Here is a 25,673-nt window from a genome sequence, read left to right as displayed (position 1 = left end):
GTCCGCCCCCGGGCGCTATTTTTACGGCTGGCTTTCCGCTGGGAAGCCGGCACACCTCAGGCAAAAATGCTCGTGACGGATTACAGGCAAACCGCTCGCCGGGTCGGCAGGATAGCACTTCAGGTAGTGGCCGCGTTGTTTCTGACCTCGGTGGCCTGGGTACTGATTTACCGCTGGGTAAGCCCGCCGGCCACCTGGCTGATGCTGGACCGCCGCGCCCACGCGCCGGTGGGCAAAGGCTACTACGGCATTCAGGAAGCCGATCGGTGTATTCGTTACCAGTTTCTGAGCCTGGAGGAGGTGTCGCCGCAGCTGCCGCTGGCCCTGGTAGCAGCCGAAGACCAGCGCTTCCTGCTGCACCACGGCTTCGACGGCGACGCCCTGATGAAGGCAGCTAAATCGAACATGAGCGGCAAGAAGCAACTGCGCGGGGGCAGCACTATCTCGCAGCAGGTTGCCAAAAACGTGTTTCTGTGGCACGGGCGCAGCTACGTGCGCAAAGCAGCCGAAGCCTACTTTACCCTGCTCATTGAGCTGCTCTGGAACAAGCGCCGCATCATGGAAATGTACCTGAACGTAGCCGAAATGGGCGACTGTATTTTCGGGGCCGAGGCGGCTTCCCAGCGGTATTTTCATAAGTCGGCCCGCGAGTTGAACCCCCAGGAGGCTGCCCTGCTGGCGGGAGTGTTGCCCAACCCCTTGCGGTTTCGGGCCAGCAACCCGGGGCCCCAGGCCCGGGCCAAGCAGCGGCGCGTACTCCGCCGGATGCGGCAGCTGCGCGGCTCAGTGTACGTGCGGGAGTTAATGGAGAAATAACCGTTGGCAAAACTGCGTAGGCAAGCCGCAGCGCGGGCTTCTGCCCGCAGCTGGTTACGGCTTCAAGGCCCGATGCGCAACTCATTGGAAAGAGCCACGGGCGGAAGCCCGCGCTACGTCGTTATTTTGCACACTGTCCAGCCGCTTCCGCTTATGAAATCTATGTACTTCCCGCTCGGCGCTTTGCTGCTTAGCAGCGCCTGCACTACCACCCGGCCGCCTTCCACCGCCGATACGGCTGCCGCCCGCCGGGCTATCCTGGAGGTGCTTACTACCCAAACGGCCGCCTGGAACCGGGGCGATGTAGCGGGCTTCATGCAGGGCTACTGGCAGAACGATTCGTTGGTGTTCATTGGCAAAAGCGGTCTGACCTACGGCTGGCAGCGCACCCTCGACAACTACCGCCGCAGCTACCCCACGCCGGCTGCCATGGGCCAGCTTGATTTCAGCAACCTGCGCGTGCAACCCCTCAGCCCCGATGCCGCGCAGGTGATTGGCCGCTGGCATCTGGCCCGTCCCTCAGCCGGCGACTTACAGGGCCATTTCCTGCTGGTGTTCCGCCGCATCAACGGCCAGTGGGTAGTAGTAGCCGACCATTCGAGCTGAGCGGGTAGCTGAGTAGCTGAGTAGCGGAGTAATTGTTCAGCTGGTCTCGGTCATCCTGAGCATAGCGAAGGACCTTATCCCGCTGGAACGAGTAGTGGCTACGGTTGTCGTTCCAACGGGATAAGGTCCTTCGCTGCGCTCAGAATGACTGAGTCTTCCTACTCAGGTCCTCCGCTACTCTGTCACTCAGCTACTCCGTCACTCTACTGCATTACTGGTTCACCGGAGCCTTCGCCGTCCAGGTCGGCGGCTTCGGGGGCGGCTTCATCCTTTTGCTTTTCCTGCTCCACGGCGGGTACGGCGGCCTGAAATACCAGCCCCGTGTTAGCGGCGTGCTGGGCAGCCTGCACGGTATCTTTCACCAGCAGCATTTCCACTTTATCGTTGTGCAGCTCCTCAGATACTTTCTGCACCATGGCCGCCCGGTCCGGCAGGTTCACGTCGCGGATGTAGATGGCCAGCACACGGCCGGGGTGACGGCGCACAACTTCCCGGTAAATATTGGCATCCTCCTGGCCTGAGTCGCCAATGAGCACAAAGGGCAGCTTGGGGTAGGTGAGGAGCAGGTTGTCAATTTCCTTGAGCTTGTGGCCATGGTGCTCCGACTCGGCCCCAGCCTGCTTGCGCTTAAGGGCCATGTCCCGGAGCAGCAGCGGCCCGGGCGGAATTTCGTTCAGGTGCAGGAAATCCTCCAGCAAGTCATACAGATTCCAGGGTGAGGAGGATACGTAGAAGAAAGGGTTGTTGCGCTTGCCGTTACGGCCCAATTGTAACTGCCGGTAGAACTCGGCCACGCCTTTGAAGGGCAGCCGGGAGCGGGCATTGCGCAGTAGTACCGTACGGGCCATGCGCAGCAAATCGGTGGCCGAGGTCTGAATTACTGTGTCGTCGAGGTCGGAAATGATGCCGTATTCCGCGTCGGGAGGGGGAATGAGCACCATGGCCCGGGTGGTGAGGGCCGGGGGCGTCGGGAACGGGGCCGGTGCCCGGCGCAGTAGTACCTCTACCGGATACCACAGGTAGTCAACGGGCTCGGGCAGCGCCTTAGGAGCCAGATTCAAGGTGAAATAGCCCTCCTCATCCGATACCACAGTGTGGTCGGAGCCATCGGCGGGCAGCACGCTGAGCTGGGCCCCGCTGATTTCGTTGCTGTCGAAGCGCCGGTACATATTCAGCAGGTTGTGCCAGCGCGAATCAGCTGGGTCAGCCTCACTAATGCCCTTATCAGTAAGCAGGCGGCCTTTCACGTACAGGCGCTCCGGGGTGCCGTAGCTGCGGTAGGGTACCAGTTGCAACGGATGCAGCAGGCCCAGGCGGGCGCGGGTGCGGGTCAGGGCATCGTCGGCCCGTTCGGCCCAGTCGTTGAGTTTGCTTAGAAGTGGAGCCATCAGGCGTAGTATAAAGCGGTTTACCAGTGGTTTGCCTACGCAAAACCACTAGGGCTGTGTTGTGCCAGGGTGCGAAACTGTAGAAAACAGATAAAAAAAGCTCCCGAAGAATTCTCCGGGAGCCTGATTTACTGAACTAGCAGGTGTTTTACAGCGCGCTACGCAACGCGGCAAAATCGGAGTTGCCGGCCGAGCGGTTGCGGCAGCTCAGCTGGTCGGCTTTGGTTTGGATATTCTGAATGCGGGAGCCGGGGTCGGGGTGGGTGCTCAAAAATTCCGGGGGGTTCTGCTGCCCTTCATTCTGAGCCTTGATAAAGAAGCCGGCCGCTCCGTCGCAGGCATAGTAGTTCGTTCCGTTCAGGTATTCCACGGAGTAAGCATCAGCCTCGGTTTCGTAGTCGCGGCTGAATTTGAGCTGGCCCAGGCTGGCGGCCACATTTACCAGCGTATTCTCATTCTCACCCAGCAGCAGGCTTAGCAGCACACTAATGCCATACTGGCTCTGCAGCTGGCGGGAGGTGTGGCGCCGGTCGGCGTGAGCAATTTCGTGACCCAGCACCCCGGCCAGCTGGGTTTCGTTATCCAGAAACTTAATCAGGCCCGAGTACACGTAAATATGGCCGCCGGGCGTGGCAAAGGCATTCTGAGTGGCATCGTCGCGGATGATTTTTACATCCCAGGGAAACTCGTTGCGGTATTGGAGCTTGCCGTTATCCAACACCCGCGTTACAATACGGCCCAGGGCGGCGTAAGCCTGAGGGTTGCTGCCGGGTTCCAGCAGCTGGCCCTTGGCCCGGAAGGTGGAATCGGTTTGGGCGGCTACTTTTTCACCCAGGGCTTTGTCGTCTTCCACGGAAAACAACAGTACTCCGTCGCCGTCTTTGGAGCAGGAGGCAGCACCTGCCAGCGTAAGGGCAAGGCCCGCAAGCAGGCCGGTTTTTTGCAACATATTTCGCATGACTTCGCGAGAAATTGAAATGGGAAGGAAAAGGAACAGAATGCAGGCTTCTTAGAGAAAACAATGCCAGAGCTGCAGCCTCCTAACGGCCGGCCGGCAGCAGGTGTTACATGGGGCAGCCGCCAGCCAGGGCTACAGCCCGCAGAATCAGCCTGAAAAAAAGCAGCCGGCCCCGGTACCGACTGTCCGGCGAGTGGCCCGCTGGCAGGTGGCTGGCACCCTGTGCGGCATTCCTGCGTAGAGAGAGGCTCCGTTACTATCAACGGATTTTTACGTTTCTACCGCTCTATGGCAACGGCCACTTCCACCCCCCGCCCTAAAATCAAAAAAAAGCGCCTCACCCCCCTGGAGGAGGCGCATGTGCTCTACAAGGATCCGGCCCGGCAGGCCGAGCTGGCCGGCCTGCGCTACCTCCCCGATACTAAACCCGGCCTTACCCGCGTACCCACCAGCAACGGCAGCTTTGCGTATCAGACAGCTAAGGGAGAGCCGGTGAAGGATGAAAAAACGTTGACCCGGATTCGGGGCTTCGTGATTCCGCCGGCCTGGACGGAGGTATGGATTTCGCCTTCCGCCACCACCCACCTGCAGGTAACCGGCCGCGACGCGAAAGGCCGGAAGCAGTACCTCTACCATCCGGCCTGGGACCAGGCTCGCTCCCTTACCAAATTCAGCCGGCTGCGGGCTTTTGGCGAGAAGCTGGCCGAGCTGCGCGCCCGTATGCACCAGGATTTGCAGCGGCCTCAGCTGGACAAACAGAAGGTGGTGGCCCTGGTGCTTACCCTGATGGACCAGTCGTTTATGCGGGTGGGCAATAAGGAGTACGCCAAGAAAAACAAAACGTACGGCCTTACCACCCTGCGCGACAAGCACGTGCAGGTGAGTGGGGCCGATGTGCGCTTCAGCTTTGTGGGGAAGAAGGGCGTGCCGCACGACCTCACCATTCATGACCGGAAGCTGGCCCGGCTGGTACAGAAATGCAAGGAAATACCGGGGCAGCACCTGTTTCAGTACTACACTCCCGACGGCCACCGGCAGGAGCTGGAATCGGGCGACGTAAACGACTACCTGCACGAGGTAACAGGCCTGAGCCTTTCCGCCAAGGATTTCCGGACCTGGGGTGGTACCGTGAAGATGGTGGAGTGCCTGGAACGGATACTGGACGAAGAGCCGGATTTTCCCAAGCCCAAAACGCTGAAGCGTGCGGTGAAGGATGTAGCCGAAAACCTGGGCAACACGCCCACCGTGTGCTCCAAATACTACATCCACCCGCAGGTCATCGAGCTGTTTAACTCCGACAAACTCATCGACTACCTACGCCGCCACGATGCGGACCCTTCGGAAAACGACCTGCTAACCCCCACCGAACATATGGTGCTGGACATGCTGGCGGAGTTGGAAAAGGATAAGGGATGAAGGATAAGGGATGAAGGATAAGGGATGAAGGATAAGGGATGAAGGATAAGGGATAAAGGATAAGGGATAAAGGACACCGTTAGATTATTGTCCCTTGTCCTTTATCCCTTATCCTTCATCCTTCATCCTTCATCCTTCATCCCTCACCTTCCCGAGCCGTCCCGGTCGAAGGCATGGGACCGGACGCTGTGGTCGGTGCGGTCTTTGGTTTCGGGGCCGGGTTGCAGGCTGTTGTTGCGTTTGGTATCGAAAAAACGGGTACGCTTGCGCAGACCGGCCACGCGGGAGGAGTCCTGAAGCAGGTCGGCATCGGGGCCGCCGTACACAGCCAGTACCGGTGAGCGGTGCACCGTGCCCGATACCAGAAACTCATCCTTGCCTTGTAAGCCGTGCAAAACCACTGTGCGGGTATAGGCCGGGTTGAAGCTGCGCCGGTACTGCAACGAGGCCGCCGGATTCTGGCGGTTCAGCGGCAGCGTGTACACCGATACCACCGTGGCCGTATCGTGCAGGCGCTCCACCACAAACCGCTCGTCTTCATCGGTGCCTGCTACCATTACCGTGCGGGCTTTCAGCCGGTAAAAGTCGGCGGCAGCCTGAGGCAGGGCGGTCCGGCGGGCCTGCAGGGCAGTTATTATATTCCGGCCTTCCAGGCGGTACACTTCGGGTGGTAGACCCTGCCGCACTGCCTGTTCCAGCACGGCGTCGGTGAGGCGGAGCTGCAAGTCCCGGGCCGCCTGCAGGTAACTGCTGCGGGGTACCGCCGCCAGGGCCCGCTCATCTATGAAAACCGCATTACGGGTGTAGCCTTCTATGCTCTCATAGCGGGGCTTAAATGTCCGGAACTTGGCCGCCAGCCGGCTTATTAGCCACGGTATCACCCCATCATCAAAGCGAAAAAAAACCTGGTCCCGGTCTTGGGGAACGGGTTTCCAGAGTGTATAGCCAGTGGCCTGCCGGTAGCCGGCCCAGCTCCATTGGCCCTCGTGCCGGTCCCAGTCGCCCAGCCACAGGTCCAGCAGGCGGGCGCGCACGTAGGTTTCCCCATCCAGCCGATGCTGGGGCGAGGCGTACCGGGCCTCCAGCACGTCTTCCGATTCTTCCAAGTCCTGGGCCCCGGCCACTGGTCCGGCTATATTCTGCTTGCCTTCGAATTTCTCTTCCAGCAGCACCACTTTGCCCCGGAACCGCTCGGAGGCTTCACCCAGCCCATCCTCATCGGGGCGAACATAAAATGCCCGGGGTGATGTATGCGGCAGGCCAGCCGCAGCGGCCAACGGGGGCACTACAAAGGCACCGTAGGGCATACCCGCCGAGGTGGCGTCGCGCACGGTGGTGAGTATAAACCCCTGGCGCAGTGCCTTGGGCAGGGTGCGGTAGGGGTCTTTGTCGATGCTGCGCAGGGCGTAGCCGCGGCCGTCGGGGCCCAGCAGCGTCATGCTGGTGGTTTGAAAGCCGCCCCCAACTTTGCCGAAGCGCAAGCCGCCCGGCACGGCAGTTTGGGGGTTGAATACCGGTAACAGCACTGGCTGGGCCCAGGCCCGCCGGTAGTGGCTGCCCAGAAAAAAGCGGCCCACCGGCCCCCGCCGGTAATGGCGGCCCGCCGTTACCCGGGCACTATCGGTACCGGGGGGCAGCGGCGAGGCATAGTCAACCCGGGCATCGGGCTGGAAGTAGGTGTCGCGGCTGCAGGAGGCAGCGGCCAGCAGCAGAAAAAGGGAGGAGAAACGTGCAGTCATGCAGGGCAGAAAAGCGCAGCTTGGGTTCCTTCAACGCAACTTTCACAGAAAAGTCAATGCGCCCCTGGATAACCGCCGGGGGGTGGTTTGCGCTATAAGCCTTGCCGCTCTTGTTGGAGTGGCTCCCAAACCTGATCCAAACGTACCAGTTCGTGCCGTTACCTTCTCCTGCCTCCTGGCTGGCCACTTGCCTGAGCGGCGGCTTATTACTGGCCTCCTGCCAGGCCCCGGCCCAGCCCCGGCCCACGGCCGCCCCACCCATTCGGCCCGATTCTACGGTGCAGGTAGCGGCTGGGCCTCAGTACACGCGCGGGGCGCTGCACCGGTTTTTTTGGGGTACTCACTACCGGGCACTCTGGGCCCTGCCCGTAACCGCGCCCGTGTTCAACCTGCGCACGGCCGTACCCGGCGGCCTCACCCCGGTGCGGGAAGGTGGCTCTTTCCAAACCAAAAACCTGCGCCTGGTTGACCGTAACGGAGTGCAGTATGTGTTGCGCTCCGTGGATAAAGACGCCACGAAGGCACTGCCCGAAGGCCTGCAAAATGGGCCCATCGGCCGCCTGATGAAGGACCAGACCAGCGTTATTCATCCGTATGGGGCCTACATTGTGGCCCCGCTGGCCGAGGCGGCCGGCCTCTATCACACCAATCCACGCCTGATCTACGTGGCCGACGACCCGGCCCTTGGGGAGTACCGGCAAAGTTTTGCTAATGCATTATACCTCTTTGAGGAGCGGCCCGAGGGCGACCAGCGCACCGTGCGCAGCTTTGGCAACTCTGGCGCCGTGGAAAGCTCCCGCAAAGTGTTTACCAACTTAGTAGCCAGCTCCCGGTTTCGGGTAGATGCCCGCCAGTACTTGCGCAGCCGGCTGTTTGATATGTGGCTGGGCGACTGGAGCCGGCGCGAAGACCAGTGGCGCTGGGCCAGCTTCGCGGCGAAGGGCGGCGGCACCGTGTACCGGGCAATTCCGCGCGACCGGGACCATGCGTTCTTTAAGTTCGATGATGGCCTGCTGACCCACATGATTGGCTGGGTGAAATCCAACTATCAGAGCTTTCACGAGAAAATCCGGCTGGCCGACGTGGAAGGTCTTAACCAGGCGGCCCGCCCCATGGACAAGTCGTTGCTGGCTTATCTGAGCCGGGAGGATTTCCGGCAGGTGGCCGATTCGCTCCGGGGCTCCCTCACCGATGCTGCCATTGCCCGGGCCCTGGCCGTGTGGCCCCAGGAGGTGCAGCACATGAGCAGCCCCGATTTCAGCCGCAAGCTGCGCAGCCGCCGGGAGCAGCTGCCCGCCGTGGCTGAGCGGTTCTACGAGCTGCTGGCCCGCGACGTGGAGCTGCCCGGCACCGACGAAGCCGAGCGGTTTGTGCTGGAGCCGGCCGGGGCCGGCAACGTTCGGGTGCAGGTGTTCCACCTCACGCCCCACGGCGCTACTCTGCTTTGGCAACGCACCTTCCTACACCCCGAAACCCGCTCCCTCAAGCTGTTTGGGCTGGGCGGCAATGATGAGTTTGAATTGCGAGGGGAGCCGGATGCTCACCTGGAAATTGGCGTGTACGATGGGGCCGGCCAGGATTTGATAGAGGCCACCCCCGTACCGACCCGCCGCCTGCGCAGCCGCCTCACCGTGTACGACAGCGGCGACGGTAATACCCTGCGGACCGGTATACTTAAAGTAGAAAAATACCAGCCCCGAGCTGAGGAGTTTGACGCGGCCGGCTGGCTGTTGCGCCACCGGCTGTATTAGGCTATGCTTACGGTCATTCTGAAAAGCCCATCCTTCCGAGTGTGCCAACGTCTGAATTAATTTACAACCTCAGCCCGCGAAATTCCTTGGCACGCTCGGAAGCACGGTTTCTGCCGCACGTTTAAGGGCAGTTTGCCAACGGTACACACGCTCTGGCTGGTGGCCAGCCAGAACTTTCGCATGGGCGTACCGTGCAGGCCGTTGTTCGTACATATAGCCGTTGTTCGTACATATATTGGGGCTCTATTTAGCCCTCATGCGCGCGTTTGCAGCCCCGGATTTTCTTCACCTGACCTACCGCGACGACCTTGATTTTCTGGTTGTCCGTTGGTTACGACCCGTTTCGGGGCCGGAAACCCGGCTGGGGTACCAGCTTATTCTGGAAGCCGCCCGGCAGTGCGGGTGCCCATACTGGCTGCTGGATGGGCGCCGCCGCCTGCCCGCCGATGAGGAGACTACACGCTGGGGATTGGAGGAATTTTTCCCCCACCTGGCCGAACTGCTGGGTAAGCCAGTATATATGAGTCAGCTGTTGTCGCCCAGCTATCAGCAGCTTACCGACAGCCTTTCGGCGTTCCAGGCCGCCGAGCAGGACCAGCAGCGCACCTACCAGATGCGCCGCTTCAACGACGAGACAACGGCCGTGCAATGGCTGCAGCTGTTACAGCGGCAGAAGTAGCGCCGTGGTAAATGAGAGCAGGGGATGGAAGACCTCGTTTCACGATTCCACCCATTTCACAGTCTCATCTTTTACCGGCTCACTTAAATACTTTCACCTTGTCCTTGTGCTCGGTGCGCAGGTACTGGCGGATTATCTGCTGCACGTCCTTATTGTCGTGGTAGCGCGTCACGGCGTCCCGGAAATCGGTGAAGCGGCGGGCCGAAAAGGCTTCATCCACGTAGCCAAAGCCAATGTAACGGCCATTTTCCACCACCACCAGGCTTTTCTCGTCGGGCCGGCGGCCCTGTCCAATCACCACAAATGAGCCGTGCTCATAGGTGAAGGACTCAATGGCGGCCTCTACGCGCTGGTTGTACTCCTCGGCAGGCTCCAGGCCCAGACAGGCGCCCTTACAGCGGTGCACCTGGTAGTCGAAACAGGAGCCCTGCGTCTTATACAGGTCACAGAGTTTCTGGCAGAGGTTGAACTTGGCTACCTTATGAAATAGAAACCCCTTGGCTTTGTACTGGTTGCCCAGAGCAATAAGCGGGTGCGACTCGGCATGGTCGTCGGCGCGGCCGTAGTACAGGCGCTTGTAACCGTTTTCGTCGGTGCGCAGGAAAATACCGGCCGGGAACACGGAGCGGCGCTGGGCCCGGTTGTACAGCGGCTTCAGGCGCTTTATTTCGTGCGACTCGTAGAGCAGGGCAACCAGTTCGGAGCCCGTCAGCTCCCAGGTAATATCGGAAATGGAATTCTTGAACTCGATGCTCTTGCGTGACTTGTAATCAACGGCGAAGTGCTGCTGGATTCGCTTGTAAATGTTAATGCTCTTGCCCACATAAATTACTTCCCCGGCCTCATCATGGAAATAATACACGCCCGCTTCCTGCGGTAAGGAGGCTACTTTCTCAGGGGTGATGTTGGGCGGGAGCAAGGCTGTTTTAATGGCCTCCTGTACGGCCTTTATTTTACGGGCCGAGGGCTGCCTGGCTTGGGCGCCAGCGGGGCGTTGCCCAGCCGGGGCATTAGCATCTACGGCGGCCAGTACTTCCGCGGGGTGCAGGCTTGCAGCGGCATCCTGCTGCTGACTGATGGCTAGCAGGCGGCCAAACAGAATGGCAGTGGCGGCAGCGTCGCCGGTAGCCCGGTGCCGGTCCTGCAAGGGAATGCCAATATTCTGGCACAGCTTACCCAGGCTGTAGCTGGGCTGGCCGGGCATCAGGGAGCGGCTCAGGCGTACGGTACACAGGGTTTTGCGGGAGTAGTTGTAGCCTAAATCAGCAAATTCCTTCTTCAGAAAGGAGTAATCGAAGCGCACATTATGGGCCACGAACACACAACCCTCGGTTATTTCCACAATCCGCCGGGCCACTTCATGAAATTTCGGGGCATCACGCACCATATCATCGGTAATACCGGTGAGCTGGGTGATAAAGAAGGGAATAGCCCGGCCCGGGTTAAGCAGCGTGCTGAACTCATCCACCACCTTTTCGCCATCATGAATGTAAATGGCAATTTCGGTGATGCGGTCCTGGGCGGGTTGGCCCCCGGTAGTTTCAAGGTCGATGATGGCGTACAAAGGAATAGGCTAGGAGGTGCGTCGTACAGAGCTAAACAAATTGCTAACAAAGATACCCGGTTAGATGGTTGCAGCAGCTAAATAGCTTAGCCGGGAAGTGCAGCCAGTCCCAGAGCAAGCGGTACTAACCAACTGTATGGTGCCCGGTCGGGAAAAAGCAGCCGTTGCTCCAACGCAAAACAGCCCGCCAAATGGCGGGCTGTTAGTTCTTGCGGGATTCAGGCGAGGCTAGTGGGTACCTTTCTGCTGCGTAACCCAGTTTTTCGCCGACAGAATTTCGCCGTGCTGCTTCTGGATGATGTTACGGGCCTCTACGGGCAATTCGCTGGAACGAAGTGCCGTTTCGTAGGTTTGCAGCGCCGTAGCGTCGCCGGTTTCACACTCGCCCAGGATGGCCGAGTCGTCCTGGCCCGTAATGGCCGATTTGATGTTGATCCAGCCCCGGTGTACGGCGGCAGCGGCATCGGCTACCACGCCCTCAATGGTCGATTCATTTTCGGGGTTGATGCCGTACTGGCTGGCCTGCCGGCTAAGGTCGGAGGCAAACTGGGCCCGCTGCTGGCTCAGCTCGCTGAGTTTCGATTTCAGATCGGGGCTGCTGACACCTTCAGCGGCTTCCTGATAGCCTTTGGCAGCCGTTTTGTTGATTTCTACGAGGTCGTTGTATGCGCGGGCAGTTTCGCCGGTGATAGTAGCCATGATGGAAAGAAAATTAGGGTGGTATGGAACGTATGATATGCCCAGCCAATGCTGGCACTCTGGGAGTATACCGTGGCTTAGCAAAAGGAGGTTACGTACAAAATTTAGGGTTAGCTGCTCCAAACCATGCATCTGCTACAACGCAAGCCCTCCAGGCGGCCGGCAGCCTGAGGGGGGCCATAGTCCCTAACCAGCGGCCTACGCCGCCTTGCCCATCATCCGCTGCCAGAGCTTCTGTAAACCTCCCGGCTGCTTGGTTTCCGGTTTCACCGAGTCTTCGCCCTCGGCAGTATCGCCCAGCAGGAAGCCCCAGGGCTCGGTAGTTTTGTTGGCATCCAGCACTACTTTGGCTACGGCCATCAGCGGAATACTCAGAATCATACCCGGCGTGCCCCACATCTCCCCGCCCAATATCAGGGCAAGAATAGCCGCCAGCGGGTTGATGCTCACCTGGGAGCCGGTAATCATGGGCGTAATAAAGTTGCCCTCGAGAAACTGCACCACCACAAACACCCCAATTACCAGCGCCGCCTGCAACGGCGAGCCGGTTTCTACCAGCGTAATAATGGCCGGTACCGTGGCCCCAATCATAATGCCGATATAGGGAATAACGGCCAGTACCGAGGCAAAAATGGCGAAGAAGATGGCAAACTTGACCCCCAGCGCCAGCAGCCCGATGCCGTTGAGGATGGAGACAATAACAATTACCTTAAACAGCCCCGAAATATAGGCCTGCACTACCGTCTGGATGTTATCGACGGTGTGCAGCACGCCGGTACGCTTGTCGGGCGCCACAAACCGGAACATAAACTGCCGCAGATGGTCGCGGTAGTACAGAAAGCAGAAAATATAAATCAGCACCTGAGCCAGGTTGCTGAGCACGGCCGTGGTGGTATTGAGGGTGGTACCCAGGTACGTGCCGCCCGATTTCTTCAGGGCCTTGATGGACGTTTCCTTCAGGTCGTTGATGCTCATGGGCTGGTAGCCGAATTTTTGATGGGCCCATTCCTGCGCATCAGTGAAAAACTCCATCAGCTTGGCCTGCAGCTTGGGTATCTCATTCTTGAACTGCGCCAGTTGGGAGCCAAACCCCAGAATAACACCCGTAAAGACGGCCAGTACCAGGAGCAGGCACAGCACAATGGCCAGTACCCGCGGCAGCCCCCGCAGCTCCAGCCACCGGCAAATAGGCAGCAGCAGGAGCGTAAATACCGCCGAGAATAACAAAGGCAGCAGAATATCATCCAGTACTTTCAGGGAATATACCAGTAGCACCAGGGCCAGCATAAAGAAGGCAAACTGGATGAGGGGCGTCTGCTTGACTACCTGATTGGGTTTGTGACCCGAGGGGGGCAGGTTGTGCTGTGCGTTAGGGTGTAGCATGTGCTAATGAAATTGGGAGACGGGGTAGGGGAGTGGAGGGAAGTGTAGGCGGTTTAGGGGCCGAATTAGGGTAAAAATCACCTCGGTCAGGCGCGGAAAGCCAGGGAATTTGCTAACTTTACTAGCGAAACTAAAGCGCGGAAGCGGACAATTTTCTGCGTTATTTTACCTCAAATTTGATTTCTGGTTTTCCAATGGCTGAACAGCAAGCATCTCCCGCTCCACACGCATACACCGAAGACAGCATCCGCTCCCTCGATTGGCGGGAGCACATCCGCCTGCGCCCGGGTATGTACATTGGGAAGCTCGGCGACGGCTCCAGCTACGATGATGGCATTTATGTGCTGGTAAAGGAGGTAATTGACAACTCCATTGATGAGCACGTGATGGGCTATGGCCGTACCATCGACATCAAGATATCCGATAGCCGGGTGCAGGTGCGCGACTATGGCCGGGGCATTCCGCTGGGCAAAGTGGTGGAGGTAGTCAGCAAGATTAACACGGGCGGCAAGTATGACAGCAAAGTCTTTCAGAAGTCTGTGGGCTTGAACGGCGTCGGCACCAAGGCGGTTAATGCCCTCAGCAATTATTTCCTGGTGCAGAGTGTGCGGGATGGGCAAATGAAGGCTGCCGAGTTTGAGCAGGGCCTGCTCAAAACCGACGCCCAGCCTCAGCCCACCAGCCAGCGCAACGGCACGCTGATGGTGTTCCAACCCGACGACAGCATCTTCCGCAACTACCGCTTCATTCCTGAGTTCCTGGAAAGCCAGATCTGGAACTACTGCTACCTCAACGCGGGCCTCACCATCAACTTCAACGGCCAGCGCTACCACTCCGAAAACGGCCTCAAGGACCTGCTGGCCCGCAAGGCCGACCCCGAGGCCATGCGCTACGATATCATTCACCTGAAAGGGGAGGATATCGAGCTGGCCATTACCCACGGCAACGACTACGGCGAGGAGTACTACAGCTTCGTGAACGGGCAGTACACCACCCAGGGCGGTACCCATTTGGCCGCCTTCCGCGAAGCCGTGGTGAAAACCGTGCGTGAGTTCTATAAAAAGGAGTACGACGCGGCCGACGTCCGGGGCTCCATTGTGGCGGCCATTTCGGTGCGGGTGCAGGAGCCTGTGTTCGAAAGCCAGACCAAAACCAAGCTGGGCAGCCTCAACATGGGCCCCGATGGCCCCACCGTGCGGGGCTTCATTCTGGACTACGTGAAGGAGCACCTGGATAACTACCTGCACAAAAATCCGGCTGCCGCCGAAGCCCTGAAGAAACGCATTGAGCAGAGTGAGCGGGAGCGGAAGGACATGGCCGGGGTGAAAAAGCTGGCCAACCAACGAGCCAAAAAAGCCAACCTGCACAACCGTAAGCTGCGCGACTGTCGCCTGCACCTGGGCGAATCCAAGGTTGAGGAGAAAGCGCTGCTCACCACCTTATTTATCACCGAGGGCGACTCGGCCTCGGGCTCCATCACCAAAAGCAGGAATGTAGAAACGGAGGCCGTGTTCAGCCTGCGCGGCAAACCCCTGAACTGCTTCGGGCTGAAGAAGAAAATTGTATATGAAAATGAGGAGCTGAACCTGCTCCAGCACGCCCTCAACATTGAGGAAGGTATTGAGGGGCTGCGCTACAACCGCGTGGTTATTGCCACCGACGCCGACGTGGATGGGATGCACATCCGGCTGCTGCTGCTTACTTTCTTCCTGCAGTTTTTCCCCGATCTGGTGCGTAATGGCCATGTGTTCATCCTGGAAACCCCGCTCTTCCGGGTGCGCAACAAAAAAACCACCATCTACTGCTACAACGAGCAGGAAAAGCAGGCTGCCATGCGGCAGCTGGGCCGCAACCCCGAAGTAACGCGCTTTAAGGGGTTGGGCGAAATCAGCCCCGACGAGTTTGGGAAGTTTATTGGTGACAACATCAAGCTGGAGCCCGTCATTCTGCAGTCGGACCGCAGCATTCAGCAGGTGCTTACCTATTACATGGGCAAAAATACGCCCGCCCGCCAGGAATTCATCATTGATAACCTGCGCCAGGAGAAGGACCTGATAACCTCGGATGTGCTGCCAATGGCGGAGGTAGCCGAAGCCGACCTGGCCTGATAGCTCCTGAACTTTAGAGCCAGCTCCTACCCAAACTGCCCCCTCCGGCCGCGCGCCAGAGGGGGCAGTTTGGGTAGGAGCTGGCCTGGCTGCGCCCTGCCTATATGGGCAGGCTGAGCCCGGGGCTGTACAGAAGCAGTATCCGAAATGCCGTATATTGTACCACCTTTTTCCCCAGGCTCAGCTACTTACCTGCATGACCCGATTTCTTCTTGGTGGACTCATGCTGCTACTGCTGTTAACCGGGCAGTTGAGAGGAGCGGCCCCGGCCGCTCCGGCACCACTACGGGCGGCCAAGGCAGCGGCAAGCGGAGTTCCGCCGGAACTATCGGCCCTGAGTGTACAGCGCACCAGTCAGCGCCGCATTGATAGTTTGCGCGCCCTGGTAGCGGCCCACCACACGCTGGATACTATCAAGATTGACTACATGACCCGCTTGGCCTGGGAAATCCAGCAGCGCGATGTACGGGCGGGACTGCCCGTGCTGAAAGAGGCCCTCCGCCTGGCCCAGCAGCTGAATTACCGCGACTATAAGGCGGAAACAATGCTGGATGTGGCCGACGGCTACATTCTGGTGGGTGACTACGAGGAAGCCAAACACTGGCTGCAGCGTTCCGAAGCCGAGTTTACCCGCATCCACAATATTGGTGGTCAGATTCGCTGCGTAGGCCGGTTCGCCAAAATTGCCGCTCAGCAGGGCCAGTACGCCACTGCCCTGTCATATTATTTCCGGGTGTCGCCAAGGTACGACTATGGGGACACCCGCCGCTTTTATACAAGTCTTCAGATTCAGATTGGCAACGTGTACCGGCAGATTGGGGAGCTGGCCATTGCCGAGGAATATCTGCAGCACGCCCTGGAGGTATCGTTACGCTACGATTATCCCGACCGACTGAACCTGATATACGGGGAGTTGGGTGAGGTGCGGCGGCAGCAGCGGCGCTGGGAGGAGGCCCGGCAGTTTTACCGGCAGAGTATGGTAATCAGCAAAAAGCTGAACCTGGCTCCCGAAATCCTGCGCATGGAAATCAACCTGGCGGAGATGGATGAGCAGCAGGGTGGCTACGAAGCAGCCCTGGCCCGTGCCCGTCCCGCACTGCCTCAGGCTATGCGGGTGCTACCGCTGGCTGTGCCCCGGGTGCTGGTGTTGCTGGCCCGTAGCAGCCTACGGCTGTCCCGCCCCGATAGCGCCGTACAGTTTGCCCGCCAAGGCTTGCAGGTAGCCAGAGCAATTCGGGTACCGGAGGGCATCCGCGACGCCCATGAGGTATTGGCTCGTGCCTACGCTGCTCAGGGCCGGTACGCACAAGCCTACCAGGCGCAGCAACTCTTCATGGCCACGCGCGACAGTTTGAGTGGGGCCGAAGTAAGCCGCCGTACCATTGCGCTGCAGTACCGCAACAAGCTGCGGCAACAGAAAGCTAAGATTCAGCTCCTGACCCAGCGCACGAAGCTGCAGGAACAGGAACGGCAACTGGCCCGGCTCCGCCAGCAGTGGCAGGTGGCGGTTTTGGTTGGGGTGGGCTTGCTTCTGGCTCTGCTGGCCGTGGGTGGGGTGTGGCAGTATCGGCGGCGGCAGACGGCTCGGGAGGCTGCCTTACGCACCAGCCTGGCCGCCGACCTGCACGATGATGTGGGCTCCCTGCTCACCCAGATTTCTCTGCAGAGTACAATGCTACGCGAAGGCCTGTACCCGCCCGAGCAGCAGCGCGGCCACCTCGACCATATGGCCGAAACCAGCCGCATGGCCGCCCGGCAGATGAGCGACGTAGTGTGGGGCATTGATGCCCGCAATGATTCGTTTATCAGCGTACTAGACCGCATGCGCGACCATGCCCACCAGGTATTGCCCCCGGCCGGGTTGGAGCTGGATTTTTTCGCCGACCCGGCCTTGCTTACGGTAGCTGTGCCGCTCAGCACCCGTCAGGCTCTGTATCTGATTTATAAGGAAGCATTGCACAACGCGGTAAAGCACGCCCAGGCCACCCTGGTCACGGTGCGCTTGCAGCTACTTGGCCGCCAGCTGCAGCTGGAAGTGCTCGACGATGGCCGGGGCGGGCCACTGCCAGTACGCCCTGCCGGACAGGGCCTACGCAATATGCAGGCCCGGGCCGCCGCCGCCGCCGGCACCGTCAGCTACGATTCATTGGAGCAGGGCTTCCGGGTGCTGGCCCGCCTGCCGCTGGGATAGGAGAGTGGGTAAGTTGGCAGAACGTCCTTCCGAGCAAAGCCGAGGCATCTCGCGTGCTGACGTTAGAAGGTAACTGTCCTTCCGACCAAGGAGGAATCTCGCGTGCTGACGTTGTAGTGGTAACTGTCCTTCCGAGCGAAGCCGAGGCATCTCGCGTGCTGAGGTTGTCAAAGTAACCCCCAACGTCAGTACGCGAGATTCCTCGGCTTCGCTCGGAAGGACGTTCTATTTGCGCAGAATGCCCTTCTCAAGCCTGAGCCGTGCCCGGCAATTTCACATGTCCATGCTATGGCCTGGCACTGCCGAAAACCTAACCTTTGTAGCGTGATTACCCTCGGCATCATCGAAGACCAGCCTACTATTCGGGAGGCGCTAACCGGCTACCTGTGCGCGCAACCTGAGTTTACGTGCGTACTCAGCACTGCCTCCGTCGAGGATTTCCTGGCGGGGGTAGAGGTTCTGGCCGTGCCGCCCACACTCGTCCTCTCCGATATCGGTCTGCCGGGTATGTCGGGCATTGAGGGGCTGGCCCATTTGCGGCAGCGCCTGCCCGGCGTTGAAGTGGTGATGCTAAGCGTGTACACCGATGCCGAGCGGGTATTTGAGGCCTTACGCGCCGGGGCCGTGGGCTACCTGGAGAAGGACACGCCCCTGACGCTGCTCAAGGAGCACTTGTTGCAGGTGGCGGCCGGCGGTTCGCCCATGTCGCCCAGCATTGCCCGCCACGTGATCCGCCACTTCCAGCCAGTTCCGCGTCCGGCGCTGGAGCCCCTCACGGCCCGGGAGCAGGACATCGTGCGCGGCATTGAGGATGGTCTGAGCTACCAGCGCATTGCCGACCGGCTCTTTCTGAGCATCGACACCGTGCGCAGCCACATCCGGCAGGTGTACCGCAAGCTGCAGGTCAACTCCAAGGCCGAGCTGCTGGCCCGCGGCTACCGTCGCTAACCTCCGGCCCGGCAGCCCCATCCGGAGCGCCTGCCGGGCTTTCCCTTGTTCGTACCCTTTTCTCTACTCTATGCACCGAACACCTCTACTCATTCGTGGGGTTTACCCCACTACGCAGCTAACCACCACTCCCTCTCGCCACCCGGCCTGGCGGAGCGCCTGGCTGCTGCTGTTACTGCTGCTGACCAGCTCTGCATCCGCTTGGGCCGCCAATCCTGTCCTCCTGATTCAGGGTACGGGCAACACCAGCGCCGACGTGACGGCCTTCGTTGATCTGGTAGAAATTGTGCGGGTGTCGGATGGCATTGTGATAAGCGGGGCCGTGACCAACCCCAGTTTTGAAAGCTACGGCGCATTAGGCAACGGCAGCTATGGTTACGCGCCCGCCGGAGCATCATGGGCGTTCAATTCCCGCTCGGGTATTGCCCTGAATGGAGGAGGCTTTGGCGCACCCATTACGCCCAACGGCTCTGCCGTGGCGTTTGTGCAGAGCACGGCGGGTACGGCCAACGGGCAGATTCAGCAAACCCTTACTCTCGGCACGGGGCAGTACCGGGTCCGCTTTCAGGTAGCGCAACGCAACTGCTGCTCCAGCAACAACCAGAACCTGAATGTATATATCGACGGCGTACTGGTTGGCAGCATTCAGCCGGCCAACGACGGTACCTACGCCACCTTCACCTCCACTGCATTTACCGTCGACCCACCGGCTGTAACCAGCCTGGCGCCCGTGCGCAATGCCAAAACGGCCGCTGCGGGCAGCAACGTGCAGGTTGGTTTTTCCCAGAATATCAACTCGGCTACGGCCAGCACTATCCGGGTGTTCTCGGCCCAGGCCGGGGGGCGGAAAGCCGGCACCTACAGCACCAGCGGCAGCACCGTCACCTTCGACCCCAGCGTGAGCTTTGAACCCGGTGAAACGGTGTTTACCAGCATTCCGGCCACTGTAACCAGCACTGGGGGCGCCGCTACCACCAACAAGCAGGTGTATCAGTTTACAACGGCTGCCGGTGGTTCGGGCCGGGGAAACTTTCCTGCCAGTACCACAATTAACGGGGGATTCTCGCCCCGCTCCCTGAGTGTAGGCGACGTGAACGGCGACGGTAACCTTGACCTGCTCACGGCGGGTAGCGGCAATACGGTAAACGTACTGCTCGGCAATGGTGCCGGTGGCTTTACGGCTGGCACGGCCGCTTCGGTACCCATCAGCCCCAACACGCTGGCGCTGGGCGACCTGGACGCCGATGGTGACCTGGATATCATGACCGGAAATTTCTCCGGCGGACAGGTAAGCGTCCGGCTGAACAACGGCAGCGGCACCTTTTCTGGCGGCCAGGATCTGAGCATCGGCACACCGTATGCGCTGACCCTGGGCGATGTGGATGCCGATGGCGACCTGGATGCGCTGGTAGTGAACTTCGTGGCCAACAATAGCTCCATCACCGTACTGATAAACTCCGGTAGCGGCTCCTTCAGTAGTGCTCAGGTTATCGGAGTGAGCTCCAGCTGCTTTGGGTTGACCCTGGGTGATGTGGATGCCGACGGCGACCTGGACCTGCTGGCTCCATGTTACAACTCCAACTCGGTGGCCGTGCGCCTGAACGACGGCAGCGGCTCATTCAGTGGCTCCTATAACCCGGGCGTAGGTACTAACCCCGGCCGCATTTCCCTGGGCGACCTGGACGGCGACGGAGACCTGGATATGGCGGTATCCAACCTGGGAAGCGGTACAGTGAGTATCCGCCTGAACAGCGGTACTGGCCTTTTTGCTGCGAATCAGGAAATTACCGTGAGTCCCTCACCCCAGGGCATTACTCTGGGTGATTTGGACAGTGACGGTGACCTGGACCTGGCTACGGCGAATTTTAATAGCTCGCCTAATGGCACCGCCAGTATTCGCTTTAATAACGGCAGCGGCACCTTCAGCGGCACTACCAATCTGGCCCTGGGCGGCGACCGGTACAGCCCGGTACTGGCCGACATCGACAACGACGGTGACCTGGACCTGTTTGTGGGCAACAACGGCAGCACGGCAGTAGAGCTGCGCCTCAACCAGCCGCCGGCTCCCACTATTACCAGCTTCAGCCCCAATCCGGCGGGGGCCGGCCTGCCCGCTACACTCACCGGTACCAACCTGGCCGGAGCTACGGCCCTGACTATCAACGGTGCGGCGGCTACAATTCTTACCAATACGGCCACCAGCATTACCTTTCGGGTACCGGCTGGCGCTACGGCTACCGGCACGAGTCTGGTAACTACGCCGGGGGGTACGGTAACCAGTACGGCCTTCGTTTTCCTGCCACCGCCTGGCAATGCCCTGGCCTTCGATGGAACCGATGACTACGTGCGCATGGCTAGCACTTTGCCTGCCACGGCGGAGCTTACCCTGGAAGCCTGGGTGAATCCAGCGGCCTTTAGTGGCTCCCTGGATGCGCTAATAATGGCTGATAATTTCCCGGGCCAAGCCATGCATTGCCAGTTCTATGGTAACAACCTGGGCTTCAGTGTGAATGGTAACAGTCCGGTAGATGTGGTTTCAACTACAGCCCTGCCTACCGGCCGTTGGTCGCACGTAGCTGTTGTGTACTCGGCCAGCGCCAGAACGGTAAGATTTTACGTGAACGGGGTACTGAACCATACGGGAACGTACACAACGGCCGTAGCGGTAGCGGCAACTCCCTACAGCATTGGTAGCTGGCTCAGTGGTAGTCCGCAACGCTTCTTTAATGGCAAGCTCGATGAGGTGCGCATGTATACTGCTGCCCTCACGCAGGCCCAGGTGCAGGCCGATATGCTCAGCACCACTGCCAGCGTGCCGGCCAGCCTGAGCCTGTACCTGAGCTTCGACCAGGGCGCCGCCGGCGGTAACAACGCGGGCCTGACTACGCTCTATGACCAGAGCAACAACGCCTTTACGGGCACGCTCACCAATTTTGCGCTGACTGGCACCACCACCTCAAATTACCTGGAAAGCTACGCTCTGGTAGTGCCCACGGCCACGGCTGCTACCACTATTGGTAGCACCGGCTTTACGGCCACCTGGACGGCTCCGGCAGTGGGTACGGTTACCAGTTATGTACTCGATTACTCCACTTCGGCCACGTTTGCATCGGGCGTAAGCACGCTCACCCCGGCAGCTGGCGCTACCAGCCAACCCATTACCGGTCTGACCGCCAGTACTACGTATTACTACCGCTTGCGGGCCGATAAAACTTCCGTTAGCGGCCAGGGGGCATATTCCGGCACTATCAGTGCTGCTACCTGCGCGGCCCCGGTGGCCGTAGCCCAGAACGTGACGGTGACACTCAATGCCAGTGGTGCGGCTTCGGTGGCAGCTACAGCCGTGAACAACGGCAGCACTGCCAACTGTGGTCCGGCTACGCCCGCTGCCTTGAGCCTGTCGACTACTGCGTTCAGCTGCGCCGATGCGGTGCCTGCGGGAACCAATGCGGCCTTGAGCTTCAACGGCACGACCCAGTATGTGCAGGGAACCAATGCTAACCTGCCCCTGGGCAACGCGGCCCGTACGTTGGAAGCCTGGGTATATCCCACGGCGGCCGGGGCCAACGGCGTTATCTTTAATTATGGTACGCCCACCATTAACCAACGCTCGGGCCTGCTGATTAATGGCGGCAGACTCTACTACGTGGGCGAAAACAACGACCTGCGTGGTAATGTGGTCCTGACGGTGAATGCCTGGAACCATGTGGCTGCTACCTACGATGGTGTTACCCTCAAGCTCTACGTAAACGGTGCGCTCGACGTGCAGTTGAACCCCTCGGCTTTCAATACTACGGGTACCACCTGGCGCATGGCCCAACGCTCATTCCCGCAAGCCAACGAGTTCCTTACCGGTCGCCTGGATGAGGTTCGGGTATGGAATGTGGCCCGTACGGCTGCGCAAATCAGCACCGCCCGCGCGGCCAGCCTGCCCGGCAGCACCAGCGGCCTGGTGGCATATTACCGCCTCAATGAAGGATCCGGTGCTACCGTAACTGATGCCTCGGCGTCTAACAGCCCCGGTACGCTCTTCAGCAGCCCCAACTGGCTCACACCGGGTGCTCCGGTTACGCCTGGCTTGCCGGTTACCCTGACCGTAACGGATGCCAGCGGGGCTACCAGCACGGCCCAGGCCCTTGTAGCAGTAACTGATAATACAGCGCCGGCCGCCGCCGGCAGTGGCCCATTGCCCGCCGCCCCGGCGCTGGCCACCAGCAATGTACCCGAGGCCGGCAACTATGGCGTACTCTACCAGCTTAATATTCCCAACGCGGCCAGCTTTAATGGCTTATCGTCCATTCCCTACGCTGTAAACAACTCGGGCGTAAGCATTGCCCGGCCCGCCCGCGTGGCCTATTTTATGGAGCTGCAGAGCGGAGGTGTTACGAAGTGGGTGTGGGCCTCTATGGACAACTTCGCTTCCACACTGGCGCAGCTGGGTATGCCTAACCCGACGGCCAATAACGTGGCCTGGAACCAGAACGTGAGCAACCTGAACGTGTTTGCCAGCAGCAACGCGGGCGTTACCACGGGCACTAGCCTGGGCACCGGCCGTCTGGAAATGTGGACCACCGATTACCAGCCCACCAATGCCAGCAATGTGCCCGGAGCCAGCGGTAGCCTCTATGATTTCGGCGACCTGCCGGCTGCCAACCGCAACTACGGCTCCTTCCAGGTGCATAACGTAACCAACGCTCAAACCCTGCTGGCCTACAACAACTGGGGCAGCAACGGCGACGGGGGCGGAATCGGTGACCTGGGCATTGGTAGCCAGGTGGGAGGCAGCGGCCACCCCGACTGGACTTTTGCCTACAATGCCAGCACCTACACCGTGAAGCGCCTCTACATTCTGGTGCCCAACAACAGTGCCTTTACCCAGCCGGCCTCGCTTACTCTGAGTGCCTCCGGCACGGCTACGCTCAGCCAGAGCCAGGTGTACACCGGGGCTACCGACAACTGCGCCGTTAGCTCAGTGGTGATTACGCCCGCTACGTTTACCTGCGCCCAGGTAGGTACGCCGCAAACCGTAACAGTAGCCGTATCTGATGCCTCGGGCAACACCACCACGCAGTCGGCCTTTGTAACGGTAAGCGTACCCGCCACGCCTACTACCACCTGGAATGGCAGCGCCAGCTCTGCCTGGACCGACTGCGCCAACTGGAGCTACGGTAAAGTGCCCGATGCTGCTACCAGCGTCGTTATTCCGGCCGGCCTGGGCCGCTACCCCAGCCTGCCCGCCGGCACCTATACTGCCCAGAACCTCACAATTGCCAGCGGGGCCACTCTGGCCACGGCTGGGGGCGCTACCCTGCAGATTCACGGCGACTGGATCAACAACGGTACCGCTACCCTGGCCGGACCAGTGGTATTTACCGGATCGGCAGCTACTCAAACCCTGGGCGGCACCACGGCTACCGGCTTCACCACCGTTTCTGTAAACAAAGCCAGTGGTCTGGTGCAACTGGCCCAGAACATGCCCGTAGGCGTGGCTCTGACGCTCAGCAGCGGCAGCCTCCTGACCGACTCCTACCAGGTGGCTCTGGGCAGCACGGCCACCCTCAGCGAAACGGCTACCAGCTACGTGACCGGCATCGTTGCTACTACCCGCGCCCTCGCGCCGGGCGCCACGCAGTCCTTTGGTGGGCTGGGACTGAGGCTGACACCAGCCGCTGGCTCCGTTAGTCCCGGCTCGACGGTGGTACTGCGCACTACGGGCACGGCTCTCAGTGGTCAGGGAACCAGCAAAAGCATCAGCCGCTACTATGATATTCAGCCCACTACCAACGCCGGGCTGGAGGTAACCGTGGAGCTGGGCTATCTGGATGCAGAGTTGAACGGCATCACCGAAACGGACCTGGGTATTTTCCGCTCCAGCACCGGTACCTCGGGACCCTGGGACCGGATCAATGTAGCCAGTGCCAGTCCCGCGGCCAACACGGTTACGGCCACCGGAGTCGAGCATTTCTCCATCTGGACGCTGGGCGCCCGCTCCAACCCCTTACCCGTTAAGCTTACGGATTTCACGGCCGAGCGGCAAGGCGCTGACGCCCTGCTGCGCTGGGCAACGGCCCAGGAACTGAACAATGCCTATTTCGAGGTCGAGTCATCCGCCGATGGCCGCACGTTCCGGTCCCTGGGACGGGTAGCCGGGCAGGGTAGCTCAACCCAGGCCCACGCCTATTCCTTCCGGGATGCCGGCCTGAGCCGCTACCATACTCCGCTCGTGTACTACCGGCTCCGCCAGGTAGATGCCAATGGCACGGCTTCCTTCTCGCAGGTGCGCACCCTGGCCGTTGGTGAAGTGCCGGAAGCCCAATTTGCGGTATACCCCACGCTGGCCGAAGATGGCGCCGTTAGCTACCAATACACCGGTCCGGCCACAGCAGCCACTGTGGAAGTACTAAACGCAGTAGGGCAGGTGGTTCGGGCGCAACCGGCCGTAGCACCCGGTACTCCCGGCCGCCTCTCCCTGACGGGCCTGCCCCGGGGCCTTTACCACGTCCGCTACCGTACGGCCGCCGGGCAGCAGCAGGCCCGCTGCATCGTGCCCTAAACCCCATCTTTTCTGCTTGCATCAACAGGCCTGCCCCGCTGGGGTGGGCCTGTTGCGTTATGGGCTTTTGTGGGTGAATCATCTGTCCCTTTGAGTGGTCTTTGAATAGGAACATGGGCCTCAGCATGGCCGCCGCTGACTAACGCCGGAAGCCGCCTGAACCGATACACCCAACCGACGGACAACTTGGGCCCCGCTACGCGGTAGGTAGTCCCTGGCGACACACGGTCTGCCCCCAACCGGTGGCTGCGCTACAGCACGTCTATTCACTTGTTAAGGCTGTGTCTAAAAACTCCAGAACGGTCATGCTGAGCTTGCCGAAGCATCTCTGCCGCTTTGTTGAATGGTACCTGTCGAAATGGTAGAGATGCTTCGGCAAGCTCAGCATGACGACCATGAGGCTTAAAACGACTTTCCAGACACATCCTAGCACGGCTTCCACTCTCCGCAACGGATGCCCAGCCAACCAATTCAGGGAGATGCTGTGCCTTCCACTCTCTAAACATTGCCTGGAGCCACTCTGAACGATTTGCGAAGGAAGCATTTGCTAATTATGTTAGTATAATAATTGCTCGGTCAACCAGGGTTCATTCGTTTCAGAGCGTGAAATAGGATTTCCCATGCTTGTACTTGCTTTTGGCTAATGAAATTAGGAACTTTGAAAGGGCGGTTGGTCGTTGCGAATATTGCATTCTGCGCGGCCAACGGTACTTTTGAGCTTGGGGCCGGTCATTAGCATGGTCCGGAAGCTGCTGATTTTATTTGTAGCTTTTCCCCCGATTTCGTGCGCCAACGCCCCGGTGCACGACCGTCCGGCTCTAAACCGCAGTGCAGCATAGCCTTCCGCCTGAATGGCCGGAAGAGAGGTACAAGA

Annotated in this window: 15 protein-coding genes; 9 read left to right on the top strand and 6 right to left on the bottom strand. The window is 59.9% G+C overall.

Features of this window, described 5'->3' with window-relative positions; all coding sequences use genetic code 11:
• Positions 1 to 66 precede the first annotated feature (66 nt).
• Both mtgA and EI290_RS17730 read left to right on the top strand, forming a co-directional pair.
• Positions 67 to 816, top strand: coding sequence for a monofunctional biosynthetic peptidoglycan transglycosylase (gene mtgA, locus EI290_RS17735; protein WP_125433006.1), 750 nt, complete (start codon positions 67 to 69; stop codon positions 814 to 816).
• A gap of 162 nt (positions 817 to 978) precedes the next feature.
• Positions 979 to 1,422, top strand: a complete 444-nt coding sequence (locus EI290_RS17730; protein ID WP_125433050.1) for a YybH family protein — start codon at positions 979 to 981, stop codon at positions 1,420 to 1,422.
• A gap of 203 nt (positions 1,423 to 1,625) precedes the next feature.
• On the opposite strand, the gene EI290_RS17725 is transcribed toward EI290_RS17730, so the two are convergent.
• Positions 1,626 to 2,810, bottom strand: a complete 1,185-nt coding sequence (locus EI290_RS17725; protein ID WP_125433005.1) for an App1 family protein — start codon at positions 2,808 to 2,810, stop codon at positions 1,626 to 1,628.
• A gap of 148 nt (positions 2,811 to 2,958) precedes the next feature.
• A complete protein-coding gene (locus EI290_RS17720) occupies positions 2,959 to 3,759 on the bottom strand; it encodes a M48 family metalloprotease (RefSeq protein ID WP_246008990.1) in 801 nt (266 codons plus the stop codon).
• 297 nt (positions 3,760 to 4,056) lie between these two features.
• On the opposite strand from EI290_RS17720, the gene EI290_RS17715 reads away from it, so the two are divergent.
• Positions 4,057 to 5,184, top strand: a complete 1,128-nt coding sequence (locus EI290_RS17715; RefSeq protein ID WP_125433003.1) for a DNA topoisomerase IB — start codon at positions 4,057 to 4,059, stop codon at positions 5,182 to 5,184.
• A gap of 143 nt (positions 5,185 to 5,327) precedes the next feature.
• Here EI290_RS17715 and EI290_RS17710 read toward each other — a convergent pair whose 3' ends face one another.
• Complete coding sequence (locus EI290_RS17710; RefSeq protein ID WP_125433002.1) at positions 5,328 to 6,923, bottom strand: hypothetical protein; 1,596 nt, start codon at positions 6,921 to 6,923, stop codon at positions 5,328 to 5,330.
• Between the two features lie 152 nt (positions 6,924 to 7,075).
• On the opposite strand from EI290_RS17710, the gene EI290_RS17705 reads away from it, so the two are divergent.
• Together EI290_RS17705 and EI290_RS17700 are read left to right on the top strand one after the other, a co-directional pair.
• Entirely contained in the window at positions 7,076 to 8,674 is a 1,599-nt protein-coding gene (locus EI290_RS17705) for a hypothetical protein (RefSeq protein WP_125433001.1), read from the top strand.
• 256 nt (positions 8,675 to 8,930) lie between these two features.
• Complete coding sequence (locus tag EI290_RS17700; RefSeq protein WP_125433000.1) at positions 8,931 to 9,353, top strand: hypothetical protein; 423 nt, start codon at positions 8,931 to 8,933, stop codon at positions 9,351 to 9,353.
• A 79-nt stretch (positions 9,354 to 9,432) separates the two neighbouring features.
• Here EI290_RS17700 and EI290_RS17695 read toward each other — a convergent pair whose 3' ends face one another.
• From EI290_RS17695 to EI290_RS17685, 3 genes are all read right to left on the bottom strand, one after another.
• The gene (locus EI290_RS17695) at positions 9,433 to 10,917 is read right to left on the bottom strand and encodes an exonuclease domain-containing protein (RefSeq protein WP_125432999.1); all 1,485 of its coding nucleotides are present in this window, start codon (positions 10,915 to 10,917) and stop codon (positions 9,433 to 9,435) included.
• Positions 10,918 to 11,145: 228 nt separating this feature from the next.
• Positions 11,146 to 11,616, bottom strand: coding sequence for a ferritin-like domain-containing protein (locus EI290_RS17690; protein WP_185817062.1), 471 nt, complete (start codon positions 11,614 to 11,616; stop codon positions 11,146 to 11,148).
• A 198-nt stretch (positions 11,617 to 11,814) separates the two neighbouring features.
• Positions 11,815 to 12,999: an AI-2E family transporter gene (locus EI290_RS17685; protein WP_125432997.1), complete on the bottom strand. Its 1,185-nt coding sequence runs from the start codon at positions 12,997 to 12,999 to the stop codon at positions 11,815 to 11,817.
• 194 nt (positions 13,000 to 13,193) lie between these two features.
• Here EI290_RS17685 and EI290_RS17680 point away from each other — a divergent pair, with 194 nt between their 5' ends.
• The 4 genes from EI290_RS17680 (at position 13,194) to EI290_RS17665 (ending at position 24,799) form a co-directional block, all read left to right on the top strand.
• The gene (locus EI290_RS17680; protein ID WP_125432996.1) at positions 13,194 to 15,107 is read left to right on the top strand and encodes a DNA topoisomerase IV subunit B; all 1,914 of its coding nucleotides are present in this window, start codon (positions 13,194 to 13,196) and stop codon (positions 15,105 to 15,107) included.
• A 196-nt stretch (positions 15,108 to 15,303) separates the two neighbouring features.
• Positions 15,304 to 17,298 carry a tetratricopeptide repeat-containing sensor histidine kinase gene (locus EI290_RS17675; RefSeq protein ID WP_125432995.1) on the top strand — a complete coding sequence of 665 codons (1,995 nt, stop codon included), beginning with the start codon at positions 15,304 to 15,306 and terminating at the stop codon, positions 17,296 to 17,298.
• A 324-nt stretch (positions 17,299 to 17,622) separates the two neighbouring features.
• Complete coding sequence (locus tag EI290_RS17670; RefSeq protein ID WP_185817061.1) at positions 17,623 to 18,246, top strand: response regulator; 624 nt, start codon at positions 17,623 to 17,625, stop codon at positions 18,244 to 18,246.
• Positions 18,247 to 18,316: 70 nt separating this feature from the next.
• On the top strand, positions 18,317 to 24,799 hold the full coding sequence (locus EI290_RS17665; RefSeq protein ID WP_125432993.1) for a LamG-like jellyroll fold domain-containing protein: 6,483 nt from the start codon (positions 18,317 to 18,319) through the stop codon (positions 24,797 to 24,799).
• The last annotated feature ends 874 nt before the right edge of the window (positions 24,800 to 25,673 follow it).

The organism is Hymenobacter metallilatus (assembly GCF_003944705.1).
Taxonomy (GTDB): domain Bacteria; phylum Bacteroidota; class Bacteroidia; order Cytophagales; family Hymenobacteraceae; genus Hymenobacter; species Hymenobacter metallilatus.
The sequence above is the reverse complement of the archived record's forward strand: the minus strand, read 5'-3'. Positions and strand labels throughout refer to the sequence as shown.